The 17,541-nt window shown below is 60.8% G+C and carries 10 protein-coding genes; 5 read left to right on the plus strand and 5 right to left on the minus strand.

The features are described 5' to 3' along the window. Positions 1 to 166: 166 nt before the first annotated feature. Both Q5H92_RS25665 and acs read left to right on the plus strand, forming a co-directional pair. Positions 167 to 1,672 carry an MFS transporter gene (locus tag Q5H92_RS25665; protein WP_305014442.1) on the plus strand — a complete coding sequence of 502 codons (1,506 nt, stop codon included), beginning with the start codon at positions 167 to 169 and terminating at the stop codon, positions 1,670 to 1,672. 261 nt (positions 1,673 to 1,933) lie between these two features. Next, complete coding sequence (gene acs / locus Q5H92_RS25670; RefSeq protein ID WP_305014443.1) at positions 1,934 to 3,847, plus strand: acetate--CoA ligase; 1,914 nt, start codon at positions 1,934 to 1,936, stop codon at positions 3,845 to 3,847. 81 nt (positions 3,848 to 3,928) lie between these two features. On the opposite strand, the gene Q5H92_RS25675 is transcribed toward acs, so the two are convergent. The 5 genes from Q5H92_RS25675 to Q5H92_RS25695 form a co-directional block, all read right to left on the minus strand. Then, the gene (locus Q5H92_RS25675) at positions 3,929 to 4,423 is read right to left on the minus strand and encodes a hypothetical protein (protein WP_305014444.1); all 495 of its coding nucleotides are present in this window, start codon (positions 4,421 to 4,423) and stop codon (positions 3,929 to 3,931) included. 9 nt (positions 4,424 to 4,432) lie between these two features. After that, on the minus strand, positions 4,433 to 5,590 hold the full coding sequence (locus Q5H92_RS25680; protein WP_305014445.1) for a zinc-dependent alcohol dehydrogenase: 1,158 nt from the start codon (positions 5,588 to 5,590) through the stop codon (positions 4,433 to 4,435). Between the two features lie 256 nt (positions 5,591 to 5,846). Further along, entirely contained in the window at positions 5,847 to 7,811 is a 1,965-nt protein-coding gene (locus Q5H92_RS25685; protein ID WP_305014446.1) for a hypothetical protein, read from the minus strand. A 68-nt stretch (positions 7,812 to 7,879) separates the two neighbouring features. After that, complete coding sequence (locus Q5H92_RS25690) at positions 7,880 to 9,364, minus strand: exonuclease domain-containing protein (RefSeq protein ID WP_305014447.1); 1,485 nt, start codon at positions 9,362 to 9,364, stop codon at positions 7,880 to 7,882. A 204-nt stretch (positions 9,365 to 9,568) separates the two neighbouring features. Then, the gene (locus Q5H92_RS25695) at positions 9,569 to 10,792 is read right to left on the minus strand and encodes an AI-2E family transporter (RefSeq protein WP_305014448.1); all 1,224 of its coding nucleotides are present in this window, start codon (positions 10,790 to 10,792) and stop codon (positions 9,569 to 9,571) included. A 169-nt stretch (positions 10,793 to 10,961) separates the two neighbouring features. Here Q5H92_RS25695 and Q5H92_RS25700 point away from each other — a divergent pair, with 169 nt between their 5' ends. The 3 genes from Q5H92_RS25700 (at position 10,962) to Q5H92_RS25710 (ending at position 17,511) form a co-directional block, all read left to right on the plus strand. Beyond that, positions 10,962 to 12,887 (plus strand): DNA topoisomerase IV subunit B, encoded by a 1,926-nt coding sequence (locus tag Q5H92_RS25700; protein ID WP_305014449.1) that lies wholly within the window; start codon positions 10,962 to 10,964, stop codon positions 12,885 to 12,887. A gap of 774 nt (positions 12,888 to 13,661) precedes the next feature. Further along, positions 13,662 to 16,415, plus strand: a complete 2,754-nt coding sequence (locus Q5H92_RS25705; RefSeq protein ID WP_369811183.1) for a DNA gyrase/topoisomerase IV subunit A — start codon at positions 13,662 to 13,664, stop codon at positions 16,413 to 16,415. 115 nt (positions 16,416 to 16,530) lie between these two features. Further along, entirely contained in the window at positions 16,531 to 17,511 is a 981-nt protein-coding gene (locus Q5H92_RS25710; protein WP_305014450.1) for a tetratricopeptide repeat protein, read from the plus strand. Positions 17,512 to 17,541 lie beyond the last annotated feature (30 nt).

Below are 17,541 nucleotides of genomic sequence, written 5' to 3' on the forward strand. Positions count from 1 at the left end.
AGCCGAAGCATCTCTACCGCAGCAGTAACTAAATTACTTGTGTGGTAGAGATGCTTCGGCTGCGTTCAGCATGGCGTGCTTTTTTTGGTGATTACTCAAAAACGTTCTCAGCCTGCTTTTCACCCAATCGCACCTATCCATTCCCTTCCGCCCACCATTGGGTTGTATGTTGCCGCCCGGTTTCAACTCCAACCCCACCCAGCACTACATGGAACAAGGTTTACCCCACGCAACGGACGCCGCGCCCGTGGCGCACGACAATAACACCACCACCACCGGCCAAATCTGGCAAGTGATAACCGCCTCGTCGGTGGGCACGGTCATCGAGTGGTACGACTTCTATATATTCGGCTCGCTGGCTGCTATCATCGGGCCGGTTTTGTTCGGCTCGAAGGGCAAGCCTGAGGACACATTGCTGGGTGCCCTAGCCGTGTTTGGGGCCGGCTTTGTGGTGCGGCCGTTCGGGGCGCTGGTGTTCGGGCGCATCGGCGACATGGTGGGCCGCAAGTATACTTTCCTGCTCACGCTGCTGATGATGGGCGGGGCCACCGTGGCCACCGGCCTGGTGCCGAGCTACGACAAAATCGGCATTCTGGCCCCGAGCATCGTGTTGGTGCTACGCCTGCTGCAGGGCCTCGCGCTGGGCGGTGAATACGGTGGCGCCGCCACCTACGTAGCCGAATACGCCCCCGACAAACGCCGTGGCTACTTCACCAGCTACATCCAGATTACGGCCACCGCCGGCCTTATCCTGAGCATTCTGGTGATTGTGCTCACCAAAAAATCCATGCCCGACGCCGACTTCAAGGAGTGGGGCTGGCGCATTCCGTTCCTGCTTTCGGGCGTGCTGATTATTGCTTCCTACTACATCCGCAAGCAGCTGCACGAGTCGCCACTCTTTGCCAAAGTCAAGGCCGAAGGCAAAACCAGCCGCAACCCCATCGCCGAAACATTCGGCAACCCCGTGAACCGCCGGCTGGTGCTCATTGCACTGTTTGGGGCCACCATGGGGCAGGGCGTGGTGTTCTACACCAGCCAGTTCTACGCCTATTCCTTCATGCAAAACACGCTGAAGCTCGATTTGGTCGATGCCTCCATCGTCCTCGTCGTGAGCATGCTCGTGGCCACGCCGCTCTTCGTCTACTTCGGCGCGCTGTCCGACCGCATCGGGCGCAAGCGCATCATCATGGCCGGCATGCTGTGCGCGGCGCTGTTCACCATCCCGCTCTTCTACGGCCTGCAGGCCTACGCCGGCCCACTCACCGAGGTGACGCCCGCCACCGTAGATGCCGCCGGGCAGGCCGTGGCCGCCGTGCAAAAAGCCCTCGCGCCCAACCTGACAATGATGACGGTGCTCACCTTTTTCCTGGTGCTGTTCGTCACGATGGTGTACGGCCCCATCGCTGCCTACCTCGTTGAGCTCTTTCCCACCAAGGTGCGCTACACCTCGCTCTCGGTGCCTTATCACATCGGCAACGGCATTTTCGGCGGCTTCGTGCCGTTGGTGGCCACTTGGATTGCCGTGTGGGCCAAGGGGCAGCCGGCCGGTTCCTTCGCCCACGAGCACGCCACGCTAACCGGTTTGGTTTACCCGGTTGTCATTGCAGCGTTGTGCTGGTTTATAGGTTCAGCGATGATGAAGGACACCCGCGATGTGCGGATTATGGATTAGGGAAGAAGGACAGTCTAAAAAAGAACGTCATGCTGAGCACAGTCGAAGCATCTCTATTGCAATGGTAACTATTTACTTGCGTGGTAGAGATGCTTCGACTGCGCTCAGCATGACTTCCTAATAGCTAAGACTCCAAGCCCGCAATCCTCTCAATCTTTGCCATAATCCTCTCAAACCTTCCAAGTAGGGTGTTTTTTCGTGCAAAAAGGTTTCTATTTGCCGATTAGAATCCTGCTTTCCTTCTCGCCAATTCCTCCCGCCATGTCCGTCTCCCGCATCCGCACTCTCGAAGAATACCACGCCGCCTACCAAAAATCCGTTGATGACCCCGACGGCTTCTGGGCCGAAGTAGCCGAGCCTTTCACCTGGCGCCGCAAGTGGGACACCGTGCGCAGCGGCGAGTTTTCGCCGGCCGGCGATAGCAAGTGGTTCGACGGCGCCCGCCTTAACATCACCGAGAACTGCCTCGACCGCCACCTGGCCCAGCGCGGCAATAAGCTGGCCCTTATCTTCGAGCCCAACGACCCCAAAACCCGTCACCTGCGCCTGACCTACCGCGAGCTGTACCAGCAAGTCTGCCAGTTCGCCAACGTGCTGCACGCCAACGGCGTCGAAAAAGGCGACCGGGTTATTATCTACCTGCCCATGATTCCGCAGCTGGCCATTGCCGTGCTGGCCTGCGCCCGCATTGGGGCGGTGCATTCGGTGGTGTTCGCGGGCTTCTCGGCCACGGCCATTGCCGACCGCGTGAACGACGCCGACGCTCACTTCGTCCTCACTGCCGACGGCCTGAACCGCGGCCCCAAGCAGATTCCGGTCAAAAGTGTGGTCGATGAGGCCCTGCTGCATTGCCCCGGCGTGCGCCGCGTCATCGTGGTGGAGCACCTGGGCTGGCCCGTGCACATGCAGGCCGGGCGCGACGTCTGGTTTCACGAGGAAGCCCACGGCGTGCCCCTGACCTGCCCGGCCGAGGAGATGAAGGCCGAAGACCCGCTGTTCATCCTCTACACCAGCGGTAGCACCGGCAAGCCCAAGGGCGTGGTGCACACCACCGCCGGCTACATGGTGTGGGCCGACTACACCTTCCGCAACGTGTTTCAGGTAGAAGAAAATGACGTGTACTGGTGCACCGCCGACATCGGCTGGGTCACGGGGCACACGTATTTGCTCTACGGCCCGCTGCTGGCCGGCAGCACCAGCCTGCAGTTCGAAGGCGTGCCCACCTACCCGGATGCCGGTCGCTTCTGGGAGGTGATTGACAAGCACAACGTCACCATTTTCTACACCGCGCCCACGGCCATCCGCAGCCTCATGGCCACGCCTTTGGATAATGTGCTCAGCTACTCGCTGAGCAGCCTGCGCGTGCTCGGCTCGGTGGGCGAGCCCATCAACGAGGAGGCCTGGCATTGGTATAACACGCACATCGGCAAGGGCCGCTGCCCCATCGTGGATACCTGGTGGCAGACCGAAACCGGCGGCATCATGCTCTCGGCCCTGGCCGACATCACGCCCAGCGTGCCCGCCCGCGCCGGCCTGCCGCTGCCCGGCGTGCAACCCGTGCTGCTCAACCAGGACGGCACCGAAATCGAAGGCAACGACCAGGAGGGCTACCTCGCCATCAAGGCCAGCTGGCCGGCCGTCATCCGCACCACCTGGGGCGACCATGAGCGGGCCCGGCAGACGTATTTCCAGCCCTATCCGGGTTACTACTTCACCGGCGACGGTGCCCGGCGCGACGAAAACGGTCTTTATCGCATCATCGGCCGCGTCGATGACGTCATCAACGTTTCGGGCCACCGCTTCGGCACGGCCGAAATCGAAAACGCCATCAACCAGAATGAGCACGTGGTGGAGTCGGCCGTGGTGGGCTTCCCGCACGATGTGAAGGGCCAGGGCATTTACGCCTACGTCATCTGCCAGGGCGGCCCGCCCAAAAACGCCGCCGAGGCCAAGCAGTGGGAAGCCAGCATTATCGAAACCGTGGTGGCCGAAATCGGCAAAATCGCTAAGCCCGACAAGATTCAGCTCGTGTCGGGCCTGCCCAAAACTCGCTCCGGTAAAATCATGCGCCGCATCCTGCGCAAAGTAGCCGAGGGCGAAACCACCAACTTGGGCGACGTGACCACGCTCCTGGACCCGGCCGTGGTGGACGAGATTCTGGCGGGGAAGAAGTAAGCTGGGGTTATTATCTAAACAAAGAAAGCCGACTCATTGAGCCGGCTTTCTTTGTTTAAACGGGTTGCCCAACTGCGCCACCTAGCGCTTGCCACCCTTCTTAGGCAGCAGCAGGAACACCACGCCCGCCGCCACGGCCGTGACGGTTGCCAGCGTCACAGCCAAGCCTTTTTTATCGTATTTCCACTCCGAGTTGTAGCCCTTTTCGGCCCAGATGTTGGGCACGGTGCCGTGGGCCAGGTCGTCGATAAGGCCTTCGATGATGTTGATTTTGTCGGCTGCAATCAGGGGCAGCCAGTGCAGGTACTCGTTTTCGCTGTAGCGGAAGGCGAAGCACCGTATGAGGCCGCTCAGGCCGGAGGGCGGCACCGAGTTGCCGACCACGGCCGTGTAATTGGGCCGCTCAATAGAATGCAACACCTCTTGGTCGAGCACTTGTTGGTCGGGCCGAATCCAGGAGCGGCCGTCGTGCTCCTCGCCCGTGCGCTGGCGCATGGGGTAAGTGGGTTCGTTTTTCGGGTCGGCATCGATGCCCCAGCCGGGGATGTGCGCGAAGTCTGCTGCGGTCTTTTTCATGGGAGAAGCTTACGAGTTGGCGGTGGGAGGGAGGAGCACCGGCTTTATCATGTTATCGAGCTTGGCCGAAAACATGTGGTAGCCCTCGGCCACGTCTTCCAGCGGAATGCGGTGGGTGATGAGCAGGCTGGGCTTCAGAATACCGTTCATCACATGGTCGATGAGGCGGGGCAGGTGGCGCTTCACCGACGCCTGGTTGCCGCGAATGGTGAGGCCCTTGTTCATGGCGTTGCCGATGGGCACGAGATTGTCGGTCGGGCCGTACACGCCCACTATCGAAACCACGCCGCCCTTGCGCACCGAGTTGATGGCCCAATGCACCGCCGTGGCCGAGCCGGCCTGCAGCAGCGACTTGCGCCCCGTGATAGTTTGCAGGGCGTTGCCCTGTGCTTCGGCACCCACCGCGTCGATGCAGGCATCGGGGCCAATCCAGTCAGTTTGCTTCTTCAGAAACATAACCGGGTCTTCCATATCGGTTTCGAAGTTGTAGGCTTCGCACTTGGCGAAGTTCTTGGCAAATTCCAGGCGGTAATCGAGGCGGTCGAGGATGATGACGCGGCCCGCGCCGAACAGCCAGCAGCAGCGCGCGGCCATAATGCCCACCGGCCCGGCCCCGAACACCACCACCGTGTCGCCGGGCTGAATGCCGGCCATTTCGGCGGCCTGGTAGCCGGTCGGGGTCACGTCGGTCAACATCACGGCATCGTCCAGGTCCATGCCGGCCGGAATCACCGTGGGGCCGAAGTTGGCGTAGGGCACCCGCACGTACTCGGCCTGGCCGCCGTTGTGGCCGCCGGCGGTGTGCGAGTAGCCGTAAATGGCGCCCACGGCCGTGGCTTCGGAGTTCGATTCGTGGCAGTTGCCGAACATGCCCTGCTTGCAGAAAATACACCGCCCGCAGGCGATGTTGAAGGGCACCATCACGTTGTCGCCCACCTTCACTTCGGTGACCTCGGAACCGATTTCCACGATTTCGCCGATGAACTCATGCCCGAAGGTCATGCCCACGCGGGTGTCGGGCACGTTGCCGTTGTAGAGGTGCAGGTCCGACCCGCAGATGCAGGTGCGCTTCACGCGCACAATCGCATCCTCGGGATGCTTGATTTCGGGCATGGGTTTTTGCACGGCGCGGACCCGGCGGGGCCCGCGAAAATCCATTGCTAACATAGGAAAGTAGGTTAAGGGTGACTGTAAGGTTTCGCGTGATTTGCCGCAGCACCCTGAGTTCCCTGAACCCACAATACCCCATCAAGTGATGGATAAGCTTACTCTATCCCCACTGTTAAGTTGTCCTTTTCCAGTTGTGCACTGGGAAACCGGTATTTATACTACCTGCCCGGTATAAGCACGTAAGGGTGGGCTGAAAACCGCGCCGCGCCACCTCATTACGCTGATAACCTGGGCGGTCAGCACAAGCAGCTATTTAGTCCACCACCAGCCGGCAGCTAAGGGCGCTCCCGGTGGCCGCGTCCTGCACCCGCAGCAGGTACAGGCCCGGGGCCAGGCCCGCGGGCAGTCGCAGGGGCACGGCTTCGGTGCCCGCCGCGTGGCGAATGGCTTGCGGCGAAGCCAGGGCCCGGCCCAGCGCATCGGTCAGCTGCGCCCGCAACTCGCGGGCCGGGCCGTCGAGGTGCAGCGTCGGGGCCGTGCCCTGGCCGGCGGGGTTGGGCGCCACCGCGGCCATGAAGTCTAGTAGCACTCCGGCGCGGGCCGCCAGCGGCGTGAAGGTGCCTTCGTCGGCCCCAATGTCCGGCCGTGTGGCGTTGCGGGTGTCGCCGTCCACGTCGGTGGGCACGGGTAGGGCCGTGGCAGTGAGCGACGTGCCGCCGCCTTCGGCGCGGGTGGGCTGCCCGGCCTGCAGGTGCGGGTCGGTGAGGGCGTTGACGAAGGGCGGCAGCTCGGTGAGCGAGGCCTGTTCCACGCCGGGCACGCGGGCCTGGTACTGGGCCAGGGTTAGGTCGAGGCCGGCGGGGGTGGTGCCCACGGCGGCCCCGTAGAAAACCGGCTTTTCGGCCGAGGGCGGGCCGGCGTAGTAGATGTTGTTGTTCGTGCCAGCGCTCAGGCTGGTCATCACGGTGTTGTTTTTGAAAAAGGCCGCCGCGATGCCGCCACCGCCCGGCGTCAGGCCGCTCACCAGGTTCACGAAGATGTTGTTGCGCAAATCCACGGTCTGGCCGCCCGACATGAATAGGGCCCCGCTCTTATTGGTCGGGTTAGTGGCCGCGTAGCCGATGACCACCGTGTTGTGGTAGGCGTAGCTGTTGCCGCCCCGGAAGCTGAAGGCCCGCACCGACGTGCCGGCGCCGCTGGCGGCGGCCCGCACGTCGTAAATCAGGTTGTTGGCCAGGTAGTTATTGGTACCTGCCGTGATGTCGAAGCCCGCCGCGAAGCCGCTCGTGCCAAGGGCCTCGATGTCGTAGGCCTTGTTGCGCAGGAAGCGGTGGGTGGTGCCGCTGTTCACGTAGTAGCCCATCACAATGCCGGTGCTGCCGCTGCCACTCATGGCGTGTACCCGGCAATCGGTCACGTCCACGCTGTTGGTGGTGCCGGTGGAGTAGATGCCGTACACGCCGCTGGTGCCGGTCACGCCGTTCACCTCGGTGGCAAAAACGCGCGCATTAGTTTGCCGGTTCAGGTAGATGCCGTAGGTGGCGAAGGCAATACCGCCCGGTGTACCCGCCGGCGGCACCCCAATGCTGAGCACCCGGCTGGGCACGGGGAAGCCCGGCAGCGGCCCCGGAAACTGCCCGATTTCCGTGCCGTCGTCGGGCAGGGCGGCGGTGCCCTCCAGGTCATAGCCATAGGAGCAGTTCTGCACCGTGAGGCCGTAGAAGTGGTTATTGTTGTTGCCGCCGTTGAGCATCACCACGCCATTGGTGCGGTTGGTGTTGGCCCGGTTCAGGGTCACGGTTCCATTCAGTAAGGTGTTGTTGGTGGCCCCGTTTTGCAGCAGAATACCGTTTTCGAGCTGTTGCACTGCCGTGGTGTTGGCCGCTTTGTCTTCCACATCAATGCCGGTGAACTGCACATAGTCGGCCCCGTCCAGCGTCAGAGCGGCATCGGCTGCTCCCGTGCCGGTCCCCTGAATCCTGGGGTTCGCCCCGTTGCCGCTCCGCACAAAGACGATGGGTCCGGCCGCCGTCCCGCTCACTATGATAGGCGGGACGATTTCATCGTACACCACCCCCGCTTCCACGTTGAAGATGACGCCCGCGGACGCTACGCCCGCCGCATTCAGCGCCGTGACTGCCGCCCCAAAGGTGGGATAGTTGTTCGTTCCCAAGCCGGCCGGATTGATGGTTTTGACGCCGCTGAGCTGAGCCTGGGCATTGGGCGACACGGCCAGCAGCGAGCTGCCGAATAGGAGAGTAAGTACCGGTTTTTTCATGGGATCAGCAAGGGAAAGGTGGCACATTCAGAAGGCTAAATGTAACCATTTCCCGCCACGCGCTGCCCTCACCCAAATATCTTCACCTTCTCGCCCTTACGTTTGATGCGCAGATGGTTGCGGATAATCTGTTGAATGTCCTTGTTGTCGGTATACTCCTTAATAACGTCCCGAAAATCGGCCAGCTTGCGGGCCGAAAACGTCTCGTCCACGTAGCCGAAACCGCGGTAGCGCCCGTTTTCCACCAGCACAATGCTCTTCTCCAACTCCGTGCGCCCGGGCCCGATGACCACAAACGACTCGTGCTCGTAGCTGATGCTGTCGATGGCCTCGTCCACACGCAGGTTGTAGCTCTCCGGCGATTCTTCGCCCACGCAGGCGCCCTGGCAGCGGTGCACCTGATAGTCGAAGCAAGGCCCTTGGGTTTTGTACAGCCCGCACAGCTTCTGGCACAGATTATACTTAGCCACTTTGTGGTACAGAAACCCCTGGGCCTTGTATTGGTTGCCCAGCGCAATGATGGGAATTTCTGCATTGCGGGCATCGGCCCGTCCGTAGGCTAAGCGCTTGTAGCCCTGCTCATCAATGCGCAGGTAGATACCCGCCGGAAACACCGAGCGCCGCTGCGCCCGATTATAGGCCGGTTTCATCTGCTTGATGAGGTGCGACTCGTACAGCAGCGCCACCAGCTCTGAGCCCGTCAGCTCCCAGGTAATATCAGCAATGGAGTTTTTGAATTCCAGGCTCTTGCGCGACTTCACATCAATGGCAAAGTGCTGCTGAATGCGCTTGTAGATATTAATGGACTTGCCCACGTAAATCACCTCGCCCGCCTCGTTGTGGAAGTAGTACACGCCCGTGGCCTGCGGCAGATTGGCCACCACCGAGGCCGGCAGCAACGGCGGCATCAGCGCCTCCTTGATGGCCGTTTGAACGGCCGCCACGCGCTTGGGCGAGGGCGTTTTGGTGCCGTCGGGCCGGCGGCCTGCCGGGGCCAGGGCATCCACGCGGGCCAGGGTGTGGCTGGTGTCAGTGCCGTGGGGCAGGTCGTCGCTTTCGCTCGTGATTTTGAGGAGCTTGCCGAAAAGCAGGGCCGTGGCATGAGCGTCGCCGGCGGCGCGGTGCCGGCCTTCGAGCGGAATGCCGATGTTTTGGCACAGCTTGCCGAGGCTGTAGCTTGGCTGGCCCGGAATGAGGCTGCGCGAGAGCCGCACGGTGCACAGCGTTTTGCGCGAGTAGTTATAGCCCAAATCGGCAAACTCCTTCTTCAGAAACGAGTAGTCGAAGCGGACGTTATGGGCGACGAACACGCAGCCCTCGGTCATTTCCACCACCTTACGGGCCACCTCGTGGAACTTGGGCGCGTCGCTCACCATGTCGTTGGTGATGCCCGTGAGCTGCGTGATGAACGGCGGAATGGCCCGCCCGGGGTTGAGCAGCGTGGCGTACTCGTCCACGATTTTCTCGCCGTCGTGAATGTAAATGGCTATTTCGGTGATGCGGTCCTGGGTGGGCTGCCCGCCGGTGGTTTCAAGGTCGATGATGGCGTACAAGGGCGCGCGGGAAAGTGGTCGGTAGGAAAGCTAACAAACTTAGCCCCGCAGAAGGTTGCAAGAAAAAAGGGCCCCGTCAGAACGGTCATGCCGAACGCAGCCGAGGCATCTCGCGTGCCACCACTAATCCTTGCGATTGGATTACTGTTGCACACGAGATGCCTCGGCGACGCTCGGCATGACATTCTTAATTGACCACTAACATCACATGCGCTTCACCATGTGCCAGAACGTGCCCCACACCTTGCGCACGCCGGTCGGCTTCTCGCTCGGTTTGGGGTTCGACGAATCCTCGCCCTCAGCCACGTCGCCAAGCAGGAAGCCCCAGGGCTCGGTGGATTTGCTGGCGTCAAGCACCACTTTAATCACAGCTATCAGCGGGATGCTCAAAATCATGCCCGGCGTGCCCCACAGCTCGCCGCCCAGAATCAGGGCCACGATGGCGGCCATGGGGTTGATGCTCACCTTCGAGCCCGTGACCATGGGCGTGATGAAATTGCCTTCTAGAAACTGCACCACCAAAAACACGCCCACCACGGCCGCCGCCTTGGCCGGCGAGCCGGTTTCGACCAGCGTAATCACGGCCGGAATGGTGGCGCCCACCATGATGCCGATGTAGGGAATAACGGCCAGCACCGAGGCGAAAATGGCAAAAAACACGGCAAACTTCACCCCCAGCAGCAGCAGCCCGATGGCATTAAGCACCGCCACGATGACGATGACCGTGAACAGCCCCTGAATGTAGGCCTGCACCACGGTCTGCACGCCGTCCATGGTGTGGAGCACGGAGGTGCGCTTGTCGGGGGCCACGAAGCGGAACAGAAACTGCCGCATGTGGTCGCGGTAGTACAGAAAGCAAAAGATGTAAATAGGTATCAGCGTGGTCACGCTCAGCACGGTGGCCGTGGTGCTCAGCGTGGAGCCCAGGTAGCCGCCGGCCGATTCCTTGAGGCTGTTCAGGGAGTTGTCAATCACTTCCTCCTTGCTCATGGGGTGGTAGCCGAACTTCACGCTGGCCCACTGCTGCAGTTGGTCGAAGAAAACAATGCCCTTTTCCTGGAGCTTGGGCCACTCGTCGCGCAAACTCATAAGCTGCGTGCCAAACAGGAAAAACATGCCCACCACGGCCCCAATCACTACCAACAGCGCCACGATGATGGCCCAGATGCGCGACAGCTTGTGCCGCTCCAGCCAGGTGACGAGCGGCAGCAGCAGCACCGACAGCAGCGCGGCGTAGAGAATGGGCAGCAGCACGCCGTCGAGCTTGCGCAGCACGAACACGAGCAGCGACATGCCGATGAGCAAAAACGTGTAGTACACCACCGGCGTCTGCCGCACCTCGGCCGGGGCGTGGTGCTGCGAGGCGGAGGGAATGTTGCGGGGCAGGTTGAAATTGCTGGCGCGCGGAAGCGTAGTGGGAGGAAGCATAACTGGGAATAGGGGAGAGGCGGCTGGCGTGAACCCCAGCCGGGGCGCGGGTGTTGGTGGCTAAAGAATTTGGCGGATTTGGCTAAGCAGCTTGGCGGGACGGGCTTGGCTTGCCGCCGTTTTCTGCGTTATTTTACTGCCAAACTGCCCCGCTTACGTATTTTTTGGAATGAACGACGAACAATTACCGCTCGCGCCCGCCGTGCCCGACCACGGCTACACCGAAGACAGCATCCGCTCGCTCGACTGGCGCGAGCACATTCGGCTGCGGCCGGGCATGTACATCGGCAAACTCGGCGACGGCTCGGCCTACGACGACGGCATCTACGTGCTGGTGAAGGAAGTCGTCGATAACTGCATCGACGAGCACGTGATGGGCCACGGCCGCACCATCGACATCAAGATTTCGGACTCCCGGGTGCAGGTGCGCGACTACGGCCGCGGCATCCCGCTGGGCAAGGTGGTCGACGTGGTGAGCAAAATCAACACCGGCGGCAAGTACGACAGCAAGGTGTTCCAGAAGTCGGTAGGCCTCAACGGCGTGGGCACCAAGGCCGTGAACGCCCTGAGCGGCTATTTCCTGGTGCAAAGCGTGCGCGAAGGCGTGCTCAAAGCCGCCGAGTTTGCCCAGGGCAAGCTCGTGAGCGACCCCAAGCCCCAGAAAACCAGCCAGCGCAACGGCACGCTCGTCACCTTCCAGCCCGACGACACGATTTTCAAAAACTACCGCTTCATTCCGGAGTACCTCGAAAATCAAATCTGGAACTACGTCTACCTCAACGCCGGCCTCACCATCAACTTCAACGGCCAGAAGTACTACTCCGAAAACGGCCTGCGCGACCTCCTCGCCCGCAAAGCCGACGAGGAGAGCATGCGCTACCCCATTATCCACCTCAAAGCCCCGGATATTGAGATGGCCATGACCCACGGCAACGACTACGGCGAGGAATATTATTCCTTCGTCAATGGCCAGTACACCACCCAGGGCGGCACGCACTTGGCGGCTTTCCGCGAGGCCGTGGTGAAGGCCGTGCGCGAGTTTTACAAGAAGGATTACGACGCATCCGACATCAGGGCCAGCATCATTGCCGCTATTTCGGTGCGCGTACAGGAGCCGGTGTTTGAATCCCAGACCAAAACCAAGCTCGGCTCTGTGAACATGGGTGAGGACGGCCCCACGGTACGCGGCTTCATCGTCGATTTCGTCAAGGACAACCTCGACAATTACCTGCACAAAAACCCGGTGGTGGCCGAGGCCCTGCGCAAGCGCATTGAGCAGAGCGAGCGGGAGCGCAAGGACATGGCCGGCGTGAAAAAGCTGGCCAACCAGCGCGCCAAAAAAGCCAACCTGCACAATCGCAAGCTGCGCGACTGCCGCTTCCACCTGGGCGAAAATGCCAAGGACGGCGCCGAAAAGGAATTGCTAACCACCCTTTTCATCACCGAGGGCGACTCGGCCAGCGGCAGCATCACCAAAAGCCGCAACGTGGAGCTGGAGGCCGTGTTCAGCCTGCGTGGCAAGCCGCTGAACTGCTTCGGCCTCAAGAAGAAAATCGTGTACGAGAACGAGGAGCTGAACCTCTTGCAGCACGCCCTCAATATCGAGGAAGGCATTGAGCATCTGCGCTACAACCGCGTGGTGGTGGCCACCGACGCCGACGTCGACGGCATGCACATCCGGCTGCTGCTGCTCACCTTCTTCCTGCAGTTCTTCCCCGATTTGGTGCGCAACGGCCACGTTTTTATTCTCGAAACGCCGCTGTTCCGCGTCCGCAATAAGAAGGAAACCATCTACTGCTACAACGAGCAGGAGAAGCAGAACGCCATGCGCAAGCTGGGCAAAAACCCCGAAATCACCCGCTTCAAGGGCCTCGGCGAGATTTCGCCTGACGAATTCGGTAAGTTCATCGGCGAAAACATCAAGCTGGAGCCCGTGATTTTGCAGTCCGACCGCAGCATTCAGCAGGTGCTCACCTACTACATGGGCAAAAACACCCCCGCCCGCCAGGAATTCATTATTGACAACCTGCGGTTGGAAAAGGACCTGATTACGTCGGATGTGCTGCCAGCCGCTGAAGTGGTAGAAGCTGATTAAATTTTTTTAGCACGTATTGCCTAGCAATGAAAGCGTCTGCACTGAGCCTGGTTATGCTGTAAATTATTAATAATTATTTATATAGATTGGACTATCTGCTTTCCCGTTTTTAGAAAAAAGGGGCCAACGCAAACAACTGAACAAGAAAATGTCTCCCAATTCATGCTTGACTTTTGGGAATTATCATTTTTGTGTGTAGGTTTGAACCGTCGGCCAGGGGTAGACTGGTCGACAAATTCCACGGAAAAGCCCGAGCCTTTGGTTCGGGCTTTTTTCGTGAATTGGTTTTGACTCAGAATTGCGAAGCTTCTTTCGACTGGTAATTTTGCTTATTGGCTATTTTATTTAGCTTGTTTGTGAGCTGAAAAATAGCGTATTTTGGAGTGTTAACCCATTATTGTATCCGCAGTCGGCAGTTTGCTGAATCAGGCGTCGCTAATAATTTTGGGAACTTTCCGGCCCCAGCTGGAATTGTAATTTGTTGCGCTCCGCGCTGATTCCGGTATTTTTGACGGCACTTCGCCGACCTCATTCGTTTCCCTCGTGGCTACTCTCGATACTCCCGCTTCCGACACTCCCGACCAGGATTTTTTGCAACCCGGCGATTCGGTGGATTTTGACTTAGGCGCATTCTCGCCCGCCGCGGCCGCCGATTCAATCGAGCCGACTGATTTTCAGGACGCTGCCTTGAGCGAAGGCGCCGGCGAAGCAACCGATGAGGAAACCGATGAAACGGCTCCAGCGCCCGACTTATTCGGCCATTTGGCGCCCGAGGTGGAAGCCCCGCCCGTGACCGAACCCGAAACTGAGGAGGAGCCCAAATTCGCCCCCGGCGAAACCATCCACGACGTGGCCACCGTGCGCGGCATGTACCAGAACTGGTTTCTGGACTATGCTTCCTACGTGATTCTGGAGCGTGCCGTACCGGCCATTGAGGACGGCCTCAAGCCCGTGCAGCGGCGCATTTTGCACGCCATGAAGGAGATGGACGACGGCCGCTTCAACAAGGTGGCCAACGTCATCGGCCAGACCATGCAGTACCACCCGCACGGCGACGCCAGCATCGGCGACGCCATGGTGAACCTGGGCCAGAAAGACCTGCTCATCGAAACCCAGGGCAACTGGGGCGACGTGCGCACCGGCGACGGCGCCGCCGCGCCCCGCTACATCGAGGCCCGCCTGAGCAAATTCGCGCTCGACGTGGTGTTCAACCCCGACACCACCGAGTGGCAGCTCAGCTACGATGGGCGCAAGCGCGAGCCCACCACGCTGCCCGTGAAGTTCCCGCTGCTGCTGGCGCAGGGCGTGGAGGGCATTGCCGTGGGCCTCAGCACCAAGATTATGCCCCACAACTTCCAGGAGCTGTGCCGGGCCAGCATCGACGTGCTGAAAGGGCGCGAGGTGCAGCTGTTTCCGGACTTCTCGACCGGCGGCCTGTGCGACGTGAGCAACTACAACTCGGGCATGCGCGGCAGCAAAATCCGCCTGCGCGCCACCATCGAGAAGGTGGATAAGACCTTGCTCGTCATCCGCGACATTCCCTATGGCTCCACCACCACGGCGCTGATGGAGAGCATTGTGAAGGCGAGCGAGGCCAACAAAATCAAGATTAAGAAGGTGGTCGACAACACGGCGGCCGACGTGGAAATCCAGGTGCAACTGCCCACCGGCGTGAGCCCCGACCTGACCATGGACGCGCTGTACGCCTTCACCGACTGCGAAATCAGCATCTCGCCCAATACCTGCGTCATCATCGACGAGAAGCCGCGCTTCGTGGGCGTGGAGGACGTGCTGCGCCAGAGCACCAAGGCCACCGTGCGCCTGCTGGAGCGCGAGCTCGAAATCCGCCAGGACGAGCTGTGGGAGAAGTGGCACAACGCCTCGCTGGAGAAAATTTTCATCGAAAACCGCATCTACCGCAAGATTGAGGAGTGCGAAACCTGGGAGGAAATCCTCGAAACGATTGACAAGGGACTCAAGAAATTTGTGCGCGTGGAAGGGGAGAAGGCCCGCGCCGACGATTCGCGCATCGTACTGCGCCGCCCCATCACAGAGGACGACCTCACGCGCCTGACCGAAATCCGCATCAAGCGCATCTCGAAGTTCGACGGTTTCAAGGCTGACGAATACCTGCAGCGCCTCGAAACCGAGCTGGCCGAAGTGGCCGACCACCTGGCCAACCTCACGCGCTACGCCATTCGCTACTTTGAGGGCCTGCTGAAGAAGTACGGCGTGGGCCGCGAGCGCCGCACGCAGCTGCGCACTTTCGACGTGGTGACGGCTCAGAAAGTGGCCGTGGCCAACCAGAAGCTATACGTGAACTACGCCGACGGCTTCGTGGGCTACGGCCTGAAAAAGGACGAAAACGCGGTAACCATCTGCGACTGTTCGGACCTGGACGACATCATCGCCATCCGGCGCGACGGCACCTTCACGGTAAGCAAAATCGCCGAAAAGACCTTCGTGGGCAAGGACATTCTGCATGTCGGCGTCTATAATAAGAACGACGACCGGCTGGTATATAATATGGTCTACCTGGATGGCACCTCGGGCATCAGCTTCGCCAAGCGCTTCCTGGTGTCGGGCATCACGCGCGACAAGGTGTACGACCTCACCAAGGGCACCAAGGGCACCAAAACGCTCTACCTCACGGCTAACCCCAATTCGGAGTCGGAAATCGTTAGCATTCAGCTTTCCGATAAGGCCCCGGCGCGGGTGAAGCAGTTCGACTTTGATTTTGCCGACCTCGCCATTAAGGGCAAGGGCTCGATGGGCAACATCGTGACCAAACAGCCCATCAAAAAAATCACCCAAAAGTCGCTGGGCGACTCCACGCTGGGCGGGCGCGAAATGTTTTTCGACAGCGTGGTGGGCCGCCTCACCACCTCGGCGCACGGCCGCTACCTGGGCGCTTTCGATACGGATGACACCATTCTGGTGGTGTTCAAGGACGGCAGCTACGAGCTGACGCCGCCGGATACGGCCATCCACTTCGACGTGCCCAATATTCTAATACTGCGCAAGTTCGAGCCCGATACCGTTCTTTCGACGGTGTATATGGACGGCGAAACTAAAATTCACTATGTGAAGCGTTTCAAGATTGAAACCAGCACGCTGAGCAAGCGCTTCACCTTTATTTCCGAAACCAAGGGCTCGAAGCTGCTGGCCGTGACGGCCAACTCCGAGCCGCTGGTGGAATTGAAAGTGCAGAAGGACAAGAAGGCCGACAAGGAAACCGAGAAAATCGGCCTGCACGAGTTCATCGACGTGAAGGGCTGGAAGGCGATGGGCAACAAGCTCAACTTCTACAAAATCCACTCCCTCGCCCTGCTCACCGACGAAGGCCCCGAGCCCCAGCGCCGCGAGCAAGCCAAGAAGCGCGCCCTGCCCAAGCCCGGTGAAACTAGTTCGGTAGCGGAGGACGCAACCCGCCCGGAGCCCGCCGGCCCCGTCGACGTGACGGCCGAGGAGGTGGCCCGCGCTCAGGAGTTGCTCAAGCGGCCCAAGGCGCAACTGGGGTTGTTTTAAAGGAACCGAAAGAATCTGTGGAAAAAGATGGGCGCCGTTCTCGTTGTAAGCGGGAACGGCGCCCATCTATTATTTTACGCTATAGAGCTAGGCGCTGTGCCGTTTCTTTGCGTTTATGCCCGTGTTGCGCTTTTTCCTGTTTCTGCTGGGCTTGGCCCAATTGCGTCGGGCCGGGCTGTTGCTTGGGCTTGGGATGCTGGCCGCCGTGCCGGCCCGGGCGCAGTTCAGGGACAAGCCACACAAGCCGGCCACTGTAACGGCCCGGCCGCCGGCCGCGGTTTTGCCCGCCGACCCGCCGGCCGTGCGCGTCAAGCTGTTTCAGGCGGCCAGTTTGGCCAATCAGTTCAAGGATTCCGAGGCTCTGGCCGTGTACCAGGAAGTGCTGGGGCTCGCGCCCACCCACTACCTGGCGCTGTGGCAGTCGGCGGTGCTGAGTGTGCGCATTGGCGGGCGCTACTCCGATGAAACCCGCAAATCGGCCTATTTCAACGCGGCTAGGGGCTACGCCGACCGCGCCCTGCTGCTGCGGCCCGAAGGCGGCGAAAGCAACTACGCCGTGGCCCTGGCCCTGTTCAACCAGGCCACCCTCTACAGCGCGGGCGCCCGGCTCACGGCCTTCCGCGACCTGCGCTCGCACGTGTACCTCGCCACCGAGCGCCGGCCCGACCTGCCCGAAGCCTGGCAGCTGCTGGGCCGCTGGCAGTACCGCGTGGCGCACTACAACCTGCTGGAGCGCATTTACAGCAAGCTCGTGCTCGGCGACGTGCCCGACGGCGGCGACAGCCGCGAGGCCATGGACGACCTCGAAAAGGCGCATCAGCTGGCTCCTAAAAACCTGCAGTTCTGCTACGACCTGGCCCGCATGTGCCGCTACCAAGGGCGTCGGCGCCGCGCCATCGAGGTGTTGCGTGCGGCCGAGAAAATCCCCCCTATTACCAGCGACGACCTCGTCATAAGCCGCCTGTGCCGGAAAATGCTTCCGCCCTTGCTCCGCGCCGATGCCCGCTACCAAAAGCGCCAGGGCCGCGACCGGGTGCCACCGGCGGCGTCCGATTCTGCAAAATCGGCGGTGGGCAGCACCGGCAGGAGCGAATAATGGCTGCGGACATCTCCACGTCCTGCTTGC

Source organism: Hymenobacter mellowenesis (genome assembly GCF_030581005.1).
GTDB classification, from domain to species: Bacteria; Bacteroidota; Bacteroidia; order Cytophagales; family Hymenobacteraceae; genus Hymenobacter; species Hymenobacter mellowenesis.